General features: G+C 74.1%; 15 protein-coding genes. 10 read left to right on the forward strand and 5 right to left on the reverse strand.

Features of this window, described 5'->3' with window-relative positions:
* The first annotated feature begins 16 nt into the window (after positions 1 to 16).
* From COO58_RS20155 to COO58_RS20175, 5 genes are all read left to right on the forward strand, one after another.
* Positions 17 to 895, forward strand: coding sequence for an oxidoreductase (locus tag COO58_RS20155; RefSeq protein WP_091573176.1), 879 nt, complete (start codon positions 17 to 19; stop codon positions 893 to 895).
* 85 nt (positions 896 to 980) lie between these two features.
* A complete protein-coding gene (locus tag COO58_RS20160; RefSeq protein ID WP_141561936.1) occupies positions 981 to 1934 on the forward strand; it encodes an LLM class flavin-dependent oxidoreductase in 954 nt (317 codons plus the stop codon).
* A gap of 4 nt (positions 1935 to 1938) precedes the next feature.
* On the forward strand, positions 1939 to 2949 hold the full coding sequence (locus COO58_RS20165; RefSeq protein ID WP_098746744.1) for an aldo/keto reductase: 1011 nt from the start codon (positions 1939 to 1941) through the stop codon (positions 2947 to 2949).
* A complete protein-coding gene (locus COO58_RS20170) occupies positions 2946 to 3482 on the forward strand; it encodes a DinB family protein (protein WP_255292727.1) in 537 nt (178 codons plus the stop codon). Before COO58_RS20165 ends, COO58_RS20170 begins: the two co-directional genes overlap by 4 nt.
* 84 nt (positions 3483 to 3566) lie before the next feature.
* Positions 3567 to 4466 (forward strand): TIGR01777 family oxidoreductase, encoded by a 900-nt coding sequence (locus COO58_RS20175; RefSeq protein ID WP_091573174.1) that lies wholly within the window; start codon positions 3567 to 3569, stop codon positions 4464 to 4466.
* Positions 4467 to 4494: 28 nt separating this feature from the next.
* Here COO58_RS20175 and COO58_RS20180 read toward each other — a convergent pair whose 3' ends face one another.
* A complete protein-coding gene (locus tag COO58_RS20180; protein WP_091573173.1) occupies positions 4495 to 5721 on the reverse strand; it encodes a PHB depolymerase family esterase in 1227 nt (408 codons plus the stop codon).
* Positions 5722 to 5867: 146 nt separating this feature from the next.
* Between COO58_RS20180 and COO58_RS20185 the strand changes: the two genes are divergently transcribed.
* Together COO58_RS20185 and lipB are read left to right on the forward strand one after the other, a co-directional pair.
* The gene (locus tag COO58_RS20185) at positions 5868 to 7685 is read left to right on the forward strand and encodes a DUF2079 domain-containing protein (protein ID WP_176558919.1); all 1818 of its coding nucleotides are present in this window, start codon (positions 5868 to 5870) and stop codon (positions 7683 to 7685) included.
* A gap of 52 nt (positions 7686 to 7737) precedes the next feature.
* Positions 7738 to 8379, forward strand: coding sequence for a lipoyl(octanoyl) transferase LipB (gene lipB, locus COO58_RS20190; RefSeq protein WP_098746746.1), 642 nt, complete (start codon positions 7738 to 7740; stop codon positions 8377 to 8379).
* A 329-nt stretch (positions 8380 to 8708) separates the two neighbouring features.
* On the opposite strand, the gene aspS is transcribed toward lipB, so the two are convergent.
* Entirely contained in the window at positions 8709 to 9995 is a 1287-nt protein-coding gene (gene aspS / locus COO58_RS20195; protein ID WP_098746747.1) for an aspartate--tRNA(Asn) ligase, read from the reverse strand.
* A gap of 355 nt (positions 9996 to 10350) precedes the next feature.
* On the opposite strand from aspS, the gene lipA reads away from it, so the two are divergent.
* A complete protein-coding gene (lipA, locus tag COO58_RS20200) occupies positions 10351 to 11397 on the forward strand; it encodes a lipoyl synthase (protein ID WP_176558920.1) in 1047 nt (348 codons plus the stop codon).
* A gap of 36 nt (positions 11398 to 11433) precedes the next feature.
* Here lipA and COO58_RS20205 read toward each other — a convergent pair whose 3' ends face one another.
* Complete coding sequence (locus tag COO58_RS20205) at positions 11434 to 14355, reverse strand: helix-turn-helix transcriptional regulator (protein ID WP_255292728.1); 2922 nt, start codon at positions 14353 to 14355, stop codon at positions 11434 to 11436.
* A gap of 170 nt (positions 14356 to 14525) precedes the next feature.
* A complete protein-coding gene (locus COO58_RS30310; protein ID WP_176558921.1) occupies positions 14526 to 14696 on the reverse strand; it encodes a hypothetical protein in 171 nt (56 codons plus the stop codon).
* 216 nt (positions 14697 to 14912) lie between these two features.
* Between COO58_RS30310 and COO58_RS20210 the strand changes: the two genes are divergently transcribed.
* Complete coding sequence (locus tag COO58_RS20210) at positions 14913 to 15602, forward strand: DUF4191 domain-containing protein (protein WP_091573168.1); 690 nt, start codon at positions 14913 to 14915, stop codon at positions 15600 to 15602.
* Positions 15603 to 15664: 62 nt separating this feature from the next.
* Here COO58_RS20210 and COO58_RS20215 read toward each other — a convergent pair whose 3' ends face one another.
* Complete coding sequence (locus tag COO58_RS20215) at positions 15665 to 16063, reverse strand: RDD family protein (RefSeq protein WP_091573167.1); 399 nt, start codon at positions 16061 to 16063, stop codon at positions 15665 to 15667.
* Positions 16064 to 16255: 192 nt separating this feature from the next.
* On the opposite strand from COO58_RS20215, the gene glnA reads away from it, so the two are divergent.
* A complete protein-coding gene (glnA, locus tag COO58_RS20220) occupies positions 16256 to 17680 on the forward strand; it encodes a type I glutamate--ammonia ligase (RefSeq protein ID WP_091573166.1) in 1425 nt (474 codons plus the stop codon).
* Positions 17681 to 17752: the final 72 nt, after the last annotated feature.

Here is a 17752-nt window from a genome sequence, read left to right on the forward strand (position 1 = left end):
AGAGAACGGGGACCGCATGACCACCGACACCGTCCACGCCGGCGCGGCCGGCACCTGGCAGCTCGGCGACCTGACCGTCAACCGGATGGGCCTCGGCGCGATGCGGCTGACCGCGAACGCCGACGGCAGCCCGAGCGACCGGGACCGGGCCGTCGCCGTGCTGCGCCGCGCGGTCGAGCTGGGCGTCAACCACATCGACACGGCCGCGTTCTACTTCTCCCCGCTGCGCTCCGCCAACGAGCTGATCAACCGGGCGCTGTGGCCGTACCCGGACGACCTGGTCATCGTGACCAAGGTCGGACCGGGCCGGGACCCGTCCGGCGGGTGGCTGCCGGCGGCCCGGCCGGACCAGTTGCGTGGCCAGGTCGAGGAGAACCTCCGCCAGCTCGGCCGGGACCACCTCGACGTGGTCAACCTGAGGGTGCACGGCCCGGAGCCGCTGGCCGAGCACTACGGCGCGCTCGCCGAACTGGTCGACGCCGGGCTGATCCGGCACCTCGGCGTCTCGGCGGTGCGTCCGCACCAGGTCGCCGAGGCGCGGACCGTCGCGCCGGTGGTCTGCGTGCAGAACTCGTACGGCCTCGGCTACCGCCGCAGCCACGACGAGCTGATCCGGGACTGCGCCGCGCACGGCACCGCGTTCGTGCCGTTCTTCTCCATCGTCACCAGCGGGCGGGAGGCCGGCGCCACCGGCGAGGAGCACCCGGAGGTCGTCGCCGTGGCCCGCGAGCACGGGGTCGGCCCGGCCCAGATCCGGCTGGCCTGGACGTTGGGTCGCGGCCCGAACGTGCTCGCGATCCCCGGCACCGGCAACCCGGCTCACCTGGAGCAGAACATCGCCGCCGGCGCCCTGCGCCTCTCCCCCGACGACCTGGCCCGCCTCGACGCGGTCTGAGGCGTCGAGGCGGGGCGGCACCCACCCCTTCGGCCCTCGGCAGAAGGGGTGGGCGGGGAGAGCGGCACGACCGGAGACTGGGCCGATGGCGACCTTCTCCGTACAGGCCCGGCCCACCGACGCGGCGAGCTGGGTGGAGCTGGCCCGCACCGTCGAGGCCGCCGGGTTCGACGCGCTCTCCGCGGCCGACCATCCCGGCTCCGGCCCGTCCCCGTTCGTGGCGCTCGCCGCCGCGGCGACGGTGACCGGCACGCTGCGCCTGCGCTCGTACGTCTCCAACGCCGGTGTCCGGGAGCCGGTCCTGCTCGCCGCCGACGTGGCCACCCTGGACGTGGTCTCCGGCGGGCGGGCCGGGCTCGGCCTCGGCGCCGGCCACACCCCGGCCGAGTGGCGGGCGGTCGGGCGCGAACGCCCCGACGTCGCCGGTCGGGTCCGCCGCTGCGTCGCGGTGGCCGAGGCGGTGCGGGCGTTGCTGGCCGGCGACGAGGTCACCGTCGACACGCCGGACCTGACCGCGCACGCCGCCCGCCTGGACGCGCCCCGGCCGGTCCAGGACCGGATCCCGCTCACCGTGGGCACGGCCAACTCGACGTTGCTGCGCTGGGCCGGCGCGCACGCCGACGTGGTCGGCCTGACCGGCTTCGGCCGCACCCTCGCCGACGGCCACCAGCACGAGGCCCGTTGGCGGGCCGACCAGATCGAGGCGCAGCTCGCCCACGTGGCGGCCGGCGCCGCCGGCCGGGACGCGCCGCCGGTCCTGGAGGCGCTGGTCCAGCGGTTCGCCGTGACCGACGACGCCGAGTCGGTCGCCGCGCAGACGGCCGCCGAGACCGGCCTCACCCCGGCGGAGGTGCTGGCCACCCCGTTCGTGCTGGCCGGCACCGCCGACGAGATCGCCACGGCCGTCGCCGCGCACGAGCGCCGCTGGGGCGTCACCCGTTTCGTGGTACGCGCCGACGCCGTCGCCGCGCTCGCGCCGCTCCTGCACCGGCTGGCCGGAAACGGGTCGACTTCGAGCGCGCTCGAGATAGGACACTGAGGCCATGACGACGACACGACGACTCGGGCGCAGCGGCATCGAGGTCAGCGCCATCGGCATGGGCTGCTGGGCGATCGGCGGCCCGCTCTGGGCCGGCGCCCAGCCGCTGGGCTGGGGCGAGGTGGACGACGACGAGTCGGTCCGCACCGTCCACCGGGCCCTGGACCTCGGCGCGACCCTCTTCGACACCTCCTGCAACTACGGGGCCGGGCACAGCGAACGGGTGCTCGGCCGGGCGCTCGCCGGTCGCCGGGACCAGGCGGTGATCGCCACCAAGTTCGGCTACCTCACCGACGAGGCGACCCGGCAGGCCACCGGCGAGGACGCCGGCCCCGCGAACGCGCGACGCAGCCTGGAGGGGTCGCTGCGCCGCCTCGGCACCGACCACGTGGACCTCTACCAGCTCCACCTCAACGGCCTGCCGGTGCCACGCGCGCTGGACCTGGTCGACACCCTGGAGGCGCTGGTCGACGAGGGGAAGATCCGGGCGTACGGCTGGAGCACCGACGACCCGGCGTCGGCGCGGGCGTTCGCGGCGGCCGGGCCGCGCTGCGCGGCGATCCAGCACGACCAGTCGGTGCTGCGGGACAACGCCGCGATGCTCGCGGTCTGCGAGGAGTTCGACCTGGCCAGCCTCAACCGGGGCCCGCTGGCGATGGGCCTGCTCACCGCGAAGTACCAGGGCGCCCCGGCCGCCCGGGGCGGCGACGACGTGCGCGGGTCGGCTCCCGAGTGGCTGGACTGGTTCAGCGAGGGGGTGCCACGCGCCGAGTGGGCCGAGCGGGTGGCCCGGGTCCGCGAGGCGCTCACCGCCGACGGCCGCACGCTGGCCCAGGGCGCGCTGGGCTGGCTGCTCGCCCGCAGCGCGCGCACGCTGCCCATCCCCGGTTGCCGGACGGTGGGCCAGGCCGAGGAGAACATCGGCGCGCTGGCGTGCGGGCCGCTGCCGGAGACGGCGTACGCCGAGGTGGAGCGCCTCCTGGCCGACCTGCGCACGACCGCGGCGACCGCGTGAGCGCCGTGGTGCCCGGAGACGCCGGGGCCGACCGCCGCTTCGCGCTGCCGCCCGGCGCGGACGAGCGCACGCTGCTCGACACGTTCCTCGAATTCCAGCGCGACGCCCTGGTCCGCAAGTGCGCCGATCTGTCCGACGAGCAGTTGCGGTCACGTCCGGTGCCGTCCACCGGTCTGTCCTTGCTCGGCCTGGTCCGGCACCTCGCGACCGTCGAACGCTGGTACTTCCAGGGCGTGGTCGCGGACGCGCCCTGGCCCGGGGACCTGTTCGACCTGACCGACGACTTCGACGCGCCGTTCCACGACGTCGCCGAGGCCACCGGCCCGGGCAGCTTCGCGATCTGGCGGGAACAGGTGGCGACCTCCCGCCGGATCGCCGCCGCCCTCCCCCTCGACGCGGTCGGACGCACGCCGGGGACGGGGGCCGAACGATCGCTGCGCTGGGTGCTCCTGCACATGATCGACGAGTACGCCCGGCACCTGGGTCAGGCCGACATCCTGCGCGAGGCCGTCGACGGCCGCACGGGCGAGTGAGACGACTCCGCAACACGGGGGCGTGACGAGTGAGTGATTTCGCTCAACGCATCCGGATCGCGCTCCGTACTCGAAGATATGAGCATGCGGATCCTCATGGCCGGCGTCTCCGGCTTCCTCGGCACCCGACTGGTCGACCGGCTCGCCGCGGACGGCCACCAGGTCACCCGCCTGGTCCGCCGCGCGCCGCGTACCCCCGACGAGCGGCAGTGGAATCCGTCCGCCGCGCAGCTCGACCCGCAGCTGGTCGCCGACGCCGACGCGGTGGTCAACCTGGCCGGCGCCGGGGTGGGCGACAAGCGCTGGAACGACGACTACAAGAAGCTGATCCGGACCAGCCGGGTGGACAGCACCACCACGCTGGCCATCACGATCGCCGGGCTGCCCGCGACGGACCGGCCGGCGGCGCTGCTGAACTCCTCCGCCGTCGGCTGGTACGGCAACACCGGCGACCGGACCGTCGAGGAGGACGCGCCGGCCGGCGAGGGGTTCCTGGCCGACGTCTGCCGGGTCTGGGAGGCCGCGACCCGACCGGCCGAGGACGCCGGGGTACGGGTGGTGCGGCTGCGCACCGGGCTGCCGCTGCACCGCGACGGCGGTCTGCTCAAGCCGCAGCTGCTGCCGTTCCGGCTGGGTGTCGGCGGCAAGCTGGGCAACGGCCGGCAGTGGCTGCCATGGATCTCGATGCGTGACTGGCTGGACGCCGCGGTGTTCCTGCTGGCCCGCGACGACGTGGCCGGCCCGGTCAACGTGGTCGGCCCGGCGCCGGTCACCAACGCCGAGTTCACCCGGGAGCTGGCCCGTCAGCTGCACCGACCGGCGATCATGCCGATCCCGGCGCTGGCGCTGAAGGTGGCGCTGGGCGGCTTCGCGCACGAGGCGCTCACCAGCACCCGGGTGCTGCCGGGGGTGCTCGGCAGGGCCGGTTTCACCTGGACCCACCCGGAGCTGGCGGGCGCGCTGCACGCCGCCCTCACCGAGTGACCCGGCGAGGGCGGCGCGGTGCGGGCGGTCAGCAGCCGATGACCCAGTAGCTGGGGCCGGTCTGCTTCAGCACGGTGGTGTAGAAGGTGTTGTAGAGGCCCATCCGCTGGCCGCTGCCGAGCGCGTAGGCGTACCCGCCGGACTGGTAGGCCCGGCCGGCCACGACGTGCGCGTAGTTGCTGGCGGTGACGCAGACCGGCGACGTGGTGGGCGTCGGCGAGGGCGACGAGGTCGGGGTGGGCGAGGCGGTCGCCGTCGGGGTCGGGCTCGGCGTGGTGCCGCCGCCCAGGCCGAAGAAGAGCGCGTCCCGGTAGGTCGAGCAGATGGTGTCCAGGAAGTACGCCCCGGCGGTGCCGCACTGGTCGGCGGCCGAGCCCGGGTCGACCGGGGTGCCGTGGCCCATGCCGGAGACGCGGTAGACGCGCACCTGGTCGTTGCCGTAGACCTCCAGGCTGGTGCCGCCCGGCAGCGACGAGGTGCTGGTCGGGGTCTGCGACACGCCCAGCACGTTGGTCCACTGGTCCCGCGACTCGGTCGCGTTCGCCACGTTGACCGTGTAGTCGCTGGTGCCGTGCCAGACCGCCACCCGGGGCCGCTTGCCGGAGTAGCCGGAGTACGCGTTGCGGACCAGGTCGCCCCACTGCGCCGGGGTCTTGTCCACGCCCGGGTTCATGCAGCTGAAGGCGCTGGTCGTGCTGGTGGCACAGCGGTACGGGATGCCGGCGATCACCGAGCCGGCGGCGAACACGTCGGGGTAGGTGGCGAGCATGACGGAGCTCATCGCGCCGCCGGCGGACAGGCCGCTGACGAAGACCCGGCCGGCGTCGGTGCCGTAGTTCGTCTTCGCGTAGTCGACCATCTGCTTGATCGACAGCGCCTCACCCTGGCCTCGGGCGGTGTCCCCGGTCTCGAACCAGTTGAAGCAGGAGTTGGCGTTGTTGCCGGACGGCTGCTGCGGCACGATCAGCGCGAACTTCCACTGGTCGGCGTACTTCTGCCAGCCGGAGTTGGTGAAGTACGTCGAGGCGTTCTGGGTGCAGCCGTGCAGCAGCACCACGGCCGGCGCGTTGGCCGGCAGGCCGTCCGGCCGGTAGGCGTACATGGCCAGGTTGCCGGGGTTGGAGCCGAACCCGCTGACCTGGGTCAGCGAGGCGGCCTGCGCGGGCAGGGCGGAGACCAGGACGGCGGCCGCGGCCAGCACGACCCCGGCCGCCGCCCCGGCGAGGCGGGTGATGAGGGATGAGGAGCGGGACACGGGGACCTCCCGATCATGGAATGTGAACTGAGTCACTCTCCGAGTTGCCGCGACGTTACGTCCGTGTTTCATCGACAGGAATGGTTGCCGGTCACACATTCACCGTCCGGGCGGTGTGCCCAGGTCCGATTGGTAACGTCCGCTGCGTGCCGTTCTCCCCGTCCCCGGTCACCGGCCCGTCGCCGGCCACCGCCGCTCGCGACCGGCGCGCCGACCTGCTGGTGACGCTGGCCGCGGTGGCCCTGGCGCTCTGGGTCACCAGCGGCATGTGGCGGGACCCGAACAGCCGCACGATCACCGTCAACTCCAGCGACCAGGCGCTGTTCGAGTGGCTGCTGGCGTTCGGCGGGCACGCGTTGACCCACGGCGAGAACCCGCTCTTCACCCACCTGATCAACGTCCCGGACGGCGTGAACCTCGCGGTCAACACCTCGATCACCGTGTACGCGGCGGTCTTCGCGCCGCTGACGTACCTGGTCGGGCCGCCCGCGACGTTCCTGGTGATCCTCACGCTCAACCTGGCCGCCACGGCGGTGGCCTGGTACTGGCTGCTCAGCCGGCACCTCGTGGCCAGCCGGCTGGCCGCCGGGGTGGGCGCGCTGTTCATCGCCTACTGCCCGGCGATGGTGTCGCACGCCAACGCGCACCTGAACTGGACCGCGGGCTGGCTGGTGCCGCTGCTGGTCTGGGGCGTGTTCCGGCTGCGGCGGCCGGGGCGCGCGGTCACCGGGGGGATCGTGCTGGGGCTGCTGGTGGCGGTCGCCTTCTCGATCGCCGCCGAGGGGCTGTTCTTCACCGCCCTGGCGCTCGGCGTGTTCCTGCTGGTCTGGGCGCTGGCCCCGGCGCGCCGGGCCGAGGCGCGCGCCGCGCTGCCGCGGATGGCGGCCGGGCTCGGTGTGACCGCGCTGGTGGCCGGGGCGCTGCTGGCGTACCCGCTCTGGCTGCACTTCGCCGGGCCGCAACGGTTCCACGGCACCGGCTTCGACCCGCTGGTCCACTCCGAGGACATCGCCGCCTACGGGGCGTACCCGCGCCGCTCGCTGGCCGGCTGGGCCGGGTGGGGCACCTCGCTGGCGCCCAACCCGACCGAGGAGAACTCCTTCTTCGGCGTCGCGCTGCTGCTGCTCGCGGTCGCCTGCTTCGCCCTGCTCTGGCGGCGCGCCGACCGGGCGTTCCGGGCCACGCTGGCCGCGCTCGGCGTCACCGCGGTGGTCTTCGCCGTGCTCTCCTGGGGGCCGACGGCCAAGTGGAACGGCCGGCGCACCGACCAGCTGCTGCCGTTCGGGGTGCTGGACAACCTGCCGGTGGTCAACGCGGCGCTGCCGTCGCGGCTGGCGCTGGTCGTCGCGCCGGTGATCGGCCTGCTGCTGGCGTACGCGGTCGACAGCCTGCGGGCCCGGCCGCCCCGGCGCCGGCTCGGCGGCGCGGCCTGGACGGTCGGGTTCGCCGTCGCGCTGCTGCCGTTGCTGCCCACCCCGCTGCTCACCAGCGTGCGCGAACCGGTCCCGGCGTTCATCACCACCGGCGCCTGGACGCGCTACGTCCCGCCCGACGGGGTGCTCACCCCGCTGCCGCTGACCGTCGACGTCTACCCCGACGGCCAGCGCTGGCAGGCGTACGCCCTGGCCCACCGGCAGGGCGAGTTCCGTATCCCGGCGGGCTTCTTCCTCGGCCCGGGCGGGCCGGACGGCCGGGGCCGGATCGGCCCGGTGCCGCGCACCTTCGACACGCTGATGGACCAGGCGGGCCGGACCGGCCTGGTGCCGATCGTCACCGAGGGCAGCATCCAGCAGTCGCGGGCCGACCTGCGCTACTGGGACGTGCGGGCGGTCGTGCTGGCCGACCGGGTGCACGGCGCCAAGTACGACGTCGACGAGGAGGCGCTGCGCCGCACCGCCACCGCCCTGCTGGGCCCGCCCGAGCGGGTCGAGGACGTCTGGGTGTGGCGGGTGCCGGCGGCGTGACGCGACGAGCGTCACGGGTCGGGGTCCCGGCCGGCGGGACTAGGCTGGACGGGTGAGCGTGACGACTTCCGGGCTGACCGCCGTCCGCGCCGGCCTGCTCGACTACCAGGCCGCCTGGGACGAGCAGCGCCGGCTGCACGAGGCCGTGGTGGCGGGCGAGCAGGGCGACACCGTGCTGCTGCTGGAGCACCCCAGCGTCTACACCGCCGGCAAGCGGACCGAGCCGTGGGACCGGCCGGTGGACGGCACCCCGGTGGTGGACGTGGACCGCGGCGGCAAGATCACCTGGCACGGTCCGGGGCAGCTCGTCGGCTACCCGATCGTCCGGCTGCCCGACCCGGTCGACGTGGTGGCCTACGTGCGACGCACCGAGCAGCTGCTGATCGACGTCTGCGCCGAGTTCGGGCTGACCGCCGGCCGGGTCGAGGGGCGCAGCGGCGTGTGGGTGCCGGAGGACGACCGGGGCCCGGCCCGCAAGGTGGCGGCCATCGGCATCCGGGTGGCCCGCGGCGTCACGCTGCACGGCTTCTCCGTCAACTGCGACTGCGACCTGGGCTTCTTCGACCGGATCGTGCCGTGCGGCATCCGCGACGCCGGGGTCACCTCGCTCACCGCCGAACTGGGCCGGCCGGTCACCGTGGCCGACGTGCTCCCGGTGGTCGAGCGGCACCTGCCCACCCTCACCCGGGTCTGACCGGGTACGGCTCCCGGCCGCCGTCGGTCGATGCCCGTCATCCCGTCGCGCGAGCATCCCGCGCCGGGCGTGTCGCCGTCGGCACGACAATGCCCCCGGGTGCGATATACCGCTGAGTCATAAGTATGACCAGGCGGTATATCGCGCGGGGCGTGCAAGGTCGTGATCGGCCAGGCGACCGAACCCACACCCCCGGCGCCCGTGGCCCTGGGCGCAGGCCACGCCGCTGCGCGCGATGACGTTTGCGCTCACCCCGTTCCCGTGCCCTGCCGCTTCCCGGGCGGCGCGCCGGCGAACGGTCCGGATCAGGACCGTCCGTCGGCGCGGGGTCAGGGTGTGAGGCGGTGCAGGTCGCGCGGGAAGGCCGTCACCTCGCGGACGTTCGCCGCGCCGGTGAGCCGGGCGACGAACCGTTCCAGCCCGATCGCGAAGCCGCCGTGCGGCGGCATCCCGTGCCGGAACGCGTCCACGTAGCCGGCGTAGGGCTCCACCGGCTCGCCCCGGGCCGCCAACGCGGCCAGGTAGTCGGCGTGCCGGTGCAGCCGCTGCCCGCCGGTGACCAGCTCCATGCCGCGGAACAGCAGGTCGAAACCGTTCGAGTACGCCGGTCGGGCCGGGTCCGGGTGGGTGTAGAAGGGCCGCTTCGCCATCGGGTAGCCGGTGACGAACAGGAAGTCGCTGCCGTGCTCGGCGCGGGCCCACTCCCCCAGCGCCCGCTCGTGGGCGGGGGCCAGGTCGGGTTCGTCGGCCGGGGCGCCGGCGATCGTCAGCGCGTCGGTGAAGTGCACCGCCGGGATCTCGACGGGCACCGGCGGCACCGTCACGCCGAGCGTGTCCAGCGCGGCGCCGGCCCGGTCCGCCACGGCCGCGAGCATCCCGGCCACCGTGTCCCGCAGCACCGCCATCACGTCCCGGTGGTCGGTCACGAATCCCAGCTCGACGTCGAGCGAGGTGTACTGCGCCAGGTGGCGGACCGTGTCGTGCGGCTCGGCGCGGAACACCGGCCCCACCTCGTACACCCGCTCGAAGACGCCCACCATGAGCTGCTTGTAGAACTGCGGCGACTGGGCCAGGTAGGCGGGCCGGCCGAACCAGTCCAGCGCGAACACGTTCGCGCCGCTCTCGGTGGACGAGCCGACCACCTTCGGCGTGTGCACCTCGACGAAGCGCCGCGCGTCGAGGGTCGCCCGGAATCCGGACACGGCAGCGGCCGAGATCCGCAGCGCGGCGGACCGGGTGGGGTGCCGCAGCGCGGTCGGCGCGTGGTCGAGCTGGGTGGGCAGGCTCGCGGTCAGCACCGGCCGGTAGAGGTCGAACGGGGGCGGGACGGCGGGCGGGCCGAGTGGTCGTACCTCGGGCTCGACGACCTCGACCCCGGCGGGGGCGGTCGGGTTCACGACCACCGTGCCGACCACCTCGACCACGGTCTCCTCGGGCAGCGCCTCGACCTGCGCGCGCACGGCGGGCGCGGCGACCACCACCTGGGCGAGCCCGGCGGCGTCCCGGACGATCAGGAAGGCCACCGACTTGAGCAGCCGGCGGCGGTGGACCCACCCGGCGAGCCGGACGGTGGCGCCGACGTGGGTGGGAAGTTGGGCGGACAGGATGCGTTGCACGGCGGTTACCTCCTCGGTCAATCGCAACGCGATCCCCAGGGAGGTGTGGGCGAGCGGGAACCTCGCGGTGCCACCACACCTTCGCCCCCGCCGCGGCGGGAGCCTCGTTCGTCGCCTTTTCACCGGGGCCGGCCGGGCGGGTTCTACTGGGCGCGAACGCCGTTCCTCCCGCAGCTCGGGAGGGTCTTCGCGGGCCGGCGCCAGACCGCCTCGCAGCAACCGGCGGCTCTCTGGGCTGGCGGGTCGGTCCGCTACTCGGCTCCGTCGCAGCTCTGCCCGGCACGCTAGCACCACGATCGCCGGAATGTGACGGGGTTTTTTGACCGCTCGTGTCCGGTGTCACAACGTTTCCGGGGTGACGGCCGTCGCCCGACGTTCATCGACCGCCGCCGACCGGCGTAGGCTCGATTTCGTGACGATCGAGCAAAACGCGCCGACGACTGAGCAGCCAGCGCGCACCGCGACCGCCGCCCCGGAGGGGCGGCGCCTGCTGCGGATCGAAGCGCGCAACGCCGAGACGCCGATCGAGCGCAAACCGCCGTGGATCAAGGTCAAGGCCAAGATGGGGCCGGAGTACACCCAGCTGCGCGGGCTCGTCTCGCGCGAAGGGCTGCACACGGTCTGCCAGGAGGCCGGGTGCCCCAACATCTACGAGTGCTGGGAGGACCGGGAGGCCACCTTCCTCATCGGCGGCGACCAGTGCACCCGGCGCTGTGACTTCTGCCAGATCGACACCGGCAAGCCGGCCGAGTTCGACGCCGACGAGCCGCGCCGGGTCGCCGAGTCCGTCGCCGCGATGGGCCTGCGCTACGCGACCATCACCGGCGTGGCCCGTGACGACCTGCCCGACGGCGGCGCCTGGCTCTACGCCGAGACGGTCCGACAGATCCATGCCCTCCAGTCCGGCTGCGGCGTCGAGCTGCTGATCCCCGACTTCAACGCGGTGCCCGAGCAGCTCGCCGAGGTCTTCGGCTCGCGCCCGGAGGTGCTCGCGCACAACGTCGAGACGGTGCCGCGCATCTTCAAGCGGATCCGCCCGGCGTTCCGCTACGAGCGCTCGCTCGACGTGATCCGGCAGGCCCGGGCCGACGGCCTGGTCACCAAGAGCAACCTCATCCTCGGCATGGGCGAGGAGCGCGCCGAGATCTCCCAGGCGCTGCGCGACCTGCACGAGGCCGGCTGCGAGCTGATCACCATCACGCAGTACCTGCGCCCCTCCCCCCGGCACCACCCGGTCACCCGCTGGGTCAAGCCGGAGGAGTTCGTCGAACTGCGCGAGGAGGCCGAGGAGATCGGCTTCGCCGGCGTGATGAGCGGGCCGCTGGTCCGTTCGTCGTACCGGGCCGGGCGGCTCTACCAGCAGGCGCTCGCCGCCCGCCAGGAGGTCGTCACCACCCGCTGACGGATCGTCCTCCGCGCCGCCGGTCGGCGCGGAGGACTACCGGGCCCGGCGCTGTGTCGGTGCGGACGGCGGCGGGTCGAGCAGACCGAGCCGGTGGGCCAGCGCCGCGGCCTCCACCCGGTTGGTCACGTCCAGCTTCGCGATGATCCGGGAGACGTGCACGCTGGCCGTCTTCGGCGAGATGAAGAGCCGCTCGGCGATCCGGCTGTTGCTGTGCCCCTCGGCGACCAGCCGCAGCACCTCCCGCTCCCGGCTGGTCAACAGGTCCGGCCCCGGCCGGCCGGTCCCGCGCAGCCCGACCCGGCGCGCCAGCGTGGCGACCTGCTCCCCCAGCGGGGTGGCGCCCAGGCGGTCGGCCACCTCGGCCGCCTCCCGGACGGCGGCGGCCACCTCGTCCCGCTCGCCGGCCGCCGCGGCGGCCTCGGCCAGCCCGAGCAGCGCCCGAGCCAACGGGTACGGCTGCCCGGTCTCCCGCCACTGCGCCACCGCCGACCGCCACGCGCCCAGTGCCTCACCGCCCGCGCCGGGGCCGGTCAGAATCGCGGCGACCTGCGCGCGGTGGGCGCGCTCGGCCGGGTGCCGTACGGGCAGCACGGCGGCCAGCGCGGAGACCTCACCGGCCAGTGCCGCGTCGCCGGCCAACACGGCGGCGCGGGCCGCCACGTGGAGCACCGGCCACCCCTCCCGGGGCCGGTCGGCCAGGTGCGCGTCGGCCAGGGCGGCGCAGGCCGCGCGTACCGCCTCCACCTTGTCGTCGGCCGCCAGGGCCGCCTCCACGCGCAGCTCGTGCAGCGGCAGGCGGTGGTTCGGCCAGAGATAGGGCCGACCCAGGAACGCCAGCGCCCGCCCGACCAGTTCGTCGGCCGCGGGATGCGCCCGGGCCAGCCGGAGCCCGGCCCGCAGTTGCAGCCAGTGCAGGCCGGACACCCCCGGCGGATCGATCCGGGCCGCCTCCGCGCAGGTGTCGTCGGCCTCGTCCCACCGCCCCAGCGCGATCAGCGCCTCGGCCCGGTTGGACAGCAGGTAGGCGCCGATCGAACGGCTGATCCCGACCCGGCGCGCCTCGCTCACCCCGGCCGCCGCGGCCTCCTCGGACTCGGCGTACCGGCCCAGCTCGTAGAGCACGTCGGAGAGGAAGACCAGGGCACTGACCAGCGCCCGTGAGTCGCCGGCGGCCCGAGCCCGCGCCTCCACCCGGCGCAGCTCGGCCAGCCCGAGATCCGGGGTGTCCTCGGTGCGGTGCAGCACCGCGATCCGGGTGGGCAGCAGCGCCAGGTCGATGCTGCCGATCTCGGCCGCGCCGGCCATCGCCTCGGCGGCCACCGAGGCGGCCTCCCCCGGGTCGACCTTCATCAGGTGCGCCGCGATGTCGGCCAGCACGCCGAGCCGGTCCGCGCCGCCCGGCGCGCCGGCCGCCAGCCGGTACGCCTCACGCAGCTCGGCGGCGCCGTCGCTCTTGCCGAGCAGGGCGAGCAGCCGGCCCCGCTGGTCGAGCAGGGCGGCGGCCCGCAGCGGCTCGACGGTGGAGTCGACCTCGGCCAGCGCGGCCCGGGTGAGGGTGAGCGCCCGGCCGAGGTCACCCGCGGTGACGGCGGCGGTGAGCGTCTCCTCCAGCACCCGCAGGTGGTCCATGCCGAGACGGTCGGCGGCGTCGGGGACCAGCTCCCACAGTTCGAGGACGCGCTCCAGCAGCCGGCTCTGCTCGGCGTACGCGTATCGCTCGGTCGCCGCCGCGGCGGCGACCCGGGCCGCGGTGAGGGCGCGGGGGTGGTCGTGTGCGGCGTACCAGTGGTGGGCGATCTCGGCCGGGGCGCGACCGGCGGCCACCAGGTGTGGCTGCGCCTCGATCGCGGCGGCGTAGCGGGCGTGCAGCCGGGCGTGCTCGCCGGGGAGCAGGTCGTCGTGCACCGCCTCGCGGACCAGCGCGTGCCGGAACTCGTAGTCCCCGTCCGGGTCGGCGACCACGAGCTGACCGGCGACGGCGGCGCGCAGCGCGTCCTCCAGCTCGGCCTCGGGCAGCCCGGCCACCTCGGCGAGAAGTTGGTGGGCGAAGCGGGTGCCGCCGGCGGCGGCGATCCGCAGCACCCGCTGGGCCGGCTCGGTCAGCCGGTCGACGCGGGCCAGCAGCAGGTCCCGCAGCGTCTCCGGGATGGTGGCGCAGCCGATGGGCCCGCCGGCCGCGGCCAACTCCTCGATGAAGAACGGGTTGCCCTGGGTGCGGTCGTGCACGTCGTCGACGGCGCGGGCGGCCGGCTCCGCGCCGAGCAGGTCGGCGAGCACGGCGGCGGTGCCGTCGTGGTCGAGCCGGCCCAGCTCGATCCGGTCCACGCCCCGGACCCGGTCCAGCTCGGCGAGGAAGGGACGCAGCGGGTGGCCGCGGTGCAGCTCGTCGGTGCGGTAGGTGCAGACGACCAGCAGGCGGGTGGCGCGGGCGGCGCGCACCAGGAACCCGATCAGGTCGCGGGTGGACCGGTCGGCCCAGTGCAGGTCCTCGATCACCAGCACCAGCGGGCGTTCCTCGGCGAGCCGCCGGAACAGGTCGGCGACCAGGTCGAACAGGTAGCCGCGCGGGGTGTCGGCGAGGGCCGGCCCGGCGGGCGCGGCGGCGCCGGCCGGCATCCGGGCCAGCTCCGGCAGCAGCCGGGCGAACTCCGCCTCATAGCCGGCGAAGACCGTCGGGCCGTCGTGCCGCAGCACGTCGCGCAGCGTGGCCGCGAACGGGGCGAAGGGCAGGCCGGCCTCGCCCAGTTCGAGGCAGTGGCCGACCAGCAGCCGCGCTCCGGCCGCGGCGACGTGGGCGCCGAACTCCTCGATCAGTCGGGTCTTGCCGACGCCGGCCTCCCCGCCGACCAGCACCGTGGTCGGGTCGCCGCCGCGGGCCCGGGCCAGCGCCTCGCGCAGCACGGCCAGCTCGGGCTGCCGGCCGACGAGCACGGTGCTGGCGGCGCGTACGGTCACGCCGTCGAGCATGCCATGGCGGTCCGACGGCGTGACCGGTCCAGCCGGCGTCGCCGGTCCGGCCGCCCCCGTGGCGGCCGGACCGGCGACGGCCGGGCCCGTGGTCTCCGGCCTCCGCGCCGATCCGGTGACGACCGGTTCGATGCCGGCGCCGGCGACCGGCGGGGCGGTCACCGGCGGGCGTCGGTGGTGCGGGCGGTGTGCTGGCGCCGGCTCAGCCACCCGTGCGCGTGCCGGCGGGGCAGCGACCGGGCGAGCCGGTCGAGGGCCGCGTCGGCCTGCAGCTCGGAGGCGTGGCTGCGGTGGATGCTGAGCAGAAATTCCGCGTCGTTGCCGAACATCGTCGATCTCCCTGTCGTGCGGTGTGTCGTCCCTGTCGACATCGACTTTCCGCGCGAAGGTGCCCCCGGGGCATGGGTACGGTGCCTGATCTTCGCCCGCCCCACCTCCTTACCCGGGGACCGGAAAGGGCCGGCGCGGCCGTAAGGTACTCAGCCCGCGCCGGAAGGGGCGGCCACGGATCAACGGGCCGGGCGCCGACCACTAGACTCTGCGGCATGGCAAAGCCCCAGGAGAAGGTCTCGTTCGGCCAGCGGCTGAAGCAGATCGGGATGGTGTTCCGGTTCACCGCCAAGCAGGACAAGTGGTTCGCGCCGCTGACGGCGGCGGCGGTGCTGATCCCGCTCGCGCTCACCGTGGTCGCGGTGCTCGCCTGGGGCTGGCTCTGGCTGCCGATCGGCATCCTGCTCACCCTGCTCGCCGTGCTGATCGTGCTCAACCTGCGGTCCAACAAGGCGATGATGAACGCCGCCGAGGGGCAGCCCGGCGCGGCGGCGCAGATCATGGAGAGCATGCGCGGCGACTGGCGGGTCACCCCGGCGGTCAGCTCCACCACCCAGATGGACATGGTGCACCTGGTGGTGGGCCGGCCCGGCGTGATCCTGCTGGCCGAGGGAAACCCGCAGCGCGTCCGGGGCCTGCTCGGCCAGGAGAAGCGCCGGCTGGCCAAGGTGATCGGCAGCGCCCCGCTGCACGACTACGTGATCGGTCAGGGTGACGGTGAGCTGCCGGTCCGCAAGCTGCGGATGACGCTGATGCGGCTGCCCCGCAGCCTCTCCCCCAAGGACGTCAACGCCCTCGACAAGCGCCTCAAGGCGCTGACCGCGCGGCCGCAGATGCCCAAGGGCGCGGTCCCGAAGAACATGCGGCCGCCGCGCGGCGCGTTCCGGCAGACCCGGGGTCGCTGACCTCCGACGTACGCGGAAAAGGAGCCGGTCCCCCACGGGGGCCGGCTCCTTTTCGGTGCGGGTCAGCGGCGGGGCGCGTCGGTGACGACCGATCCGGTGAGGCGGTCGTGCAGGCCGCGCCGGTGCTCGTCCATGATCAGGGCCGGCACGACGAGGGCCAGCAGGAGGCCGCGCAGCAGCGCCCGGACGATCCCGATCCGGCCGCCGTCGGCCCAGGCCACGCAGCGGACCCGGGTCAGGAACATGCCCGGGGTCTGGGCGAACAGGCCGAGGAAGAAGCCGTACTCCAGGACCAGTACCAGGACCGGTGACCAGCCGTCGCGGGTCGGGTGGGCGAAGGTGCCGGCGACCAGCAGGCACAGGATCCAGTCGATGAGCAGCGCGCCGAAGCGACGGCCGAGGCTGGGCGGCGTGAAGGCGGGGTCGGTGGCGGGCGGCACCGGGGTGGCGGTATCGGTCACAGCGGCCAGGGTAGCGCCGCGTCGGCACCCACCGGTAAATCCGACGAACACCACAAATGACCGCAAACGGGGCGGGGATGATGCTCCGCGAGCGACGTAACACGGCGGAAACAGAGGAGACACGGCCGGGCAACCGCCCGGCCATAGCGTCGCCAGGAGCCAGCCACCGGAGTGGACCTGCCAGGAGGACGTGTGTTCGCCAATCCCGAGGAACTCCTGCGATACCTCAAGAACGAGGACGTGAAGTTCGTCGACGTACGTTTCTGTGACCTGCCCGGCGTGATGCAGCACTTCAACCTGCCGGTCGAGTCCTTCGACGACAGCGTCTTCACCGACGGCCTCGCGTTCGACGGCTCGTCGATCCGCGGCTTCCAGGCCATCCACGAGTCGGACATGCTCCTGCTCCCGGACGTGGCCACCGCCTTCGTCGACCCGTTCCGGGCGCAGAAGACGGTCGCGATCAACTTCTTCATCCACGACCCGTTCACCCGCGAGGCCTACTCCCGGGACCCGCGCAACGTCGCCAAGAAGGCCGAGGCCTACCTCGCCGCCAGCGGCATCGCCGACACCGCCTACTTCGGCGCCGAGGCCGAGTTCTACATCTTCGACTCGATCCGCCACGAGACCTCCGCGCACCAGTCGTTCTACTACATCGACTCGATCGAGGGCGCCTGGAACACCGGCCGGGTCGAGGAGGGCGGCAACCGCGGCTACAAGACCGCCTACAAGGGCGGCTACTTCCCGGTCCCGCCGGTCGACCACTACGCCGACCTGCGCGACTCGATCGTGCGGCGCCTGGTCGACACCGGGTTCACCGTGGAGCGCTCGCACCACGAGGTCGGCACCGCCGGCCAGTCCGAGATCAACTATCGGTTCTCGACCCTGCTGCACGCCGCGGACCAGCTCCAGCTGTTCAAGTACATCGTGAAGAACGAGGCGTGGGCCAACGGCAAGACCGCCACGTTCATGCCCAAGCCGCTGTTCGGTGACAACGGCTCCGGCATGCACACCCACCAGAGCCTCTGGCTGAACGGCGAACCGCTGTTCTACGACGAGACCGGCTACGCCGGCCTGTCCGACACCGCCCGCTGGTACATCGGCGGCCTGCTGCACCACGCGCCCTCGCTGCTGGCGTTCACCAACCCGACCGTCAACTCCTACCGGCGCCTCGTGCCCGGCTTCGAGGCCCCGGTCAACCTGGTCTACTCCCAGCGCAACCGCTCCGCCTGCACCCGCATCCCGGTCACCGGCAGCAACCCCAAGGCCAAGCGCGTCGAGTTCCGCGTCCCCGACCCGTCGGCCAACGTCTACCTCGCCTTCTCCGCGATGATGATGGCCGGCCTGGACGGCATCAAGAGCAAGATCGAACCCCCGGCCCCGATCGACAAGGACCTCTACGACCTCCCGCCGGAGGAGTGGGGCGACGTCAAGCAGGTGCCGGGCTCGCTGTCGGCCGTGCTCGACTCGCTGGAGGCCGACCACGACTACCTGCTCGACGGCGGTGTCTTCACGCCCGACCTGATCTCCACCTGGGTCGACTGGAAGCGGGCCAACGAGGTCGACCCGGTGCGCCTGCGGCCCACCCCGCACGAGTTCGCGATGTACTTCGACTGCTGAGCACGCTCGTCAGCACCGGCCGGGCCGGCTCCGCCTCCGCGGGGCCGGCCCGGCCTTCTGCGTGCCCGTCGC

This window comes from Micromonospora sp. WMMA1996 (genome assembly GCF_002573675.1).
Classification (GTDB): Bacteria; Actinomycetota; Actinomycetes; order Mycobacteriales; family Micromonosporaceae; genus Micromonospora; species Micromonospora sediminicola.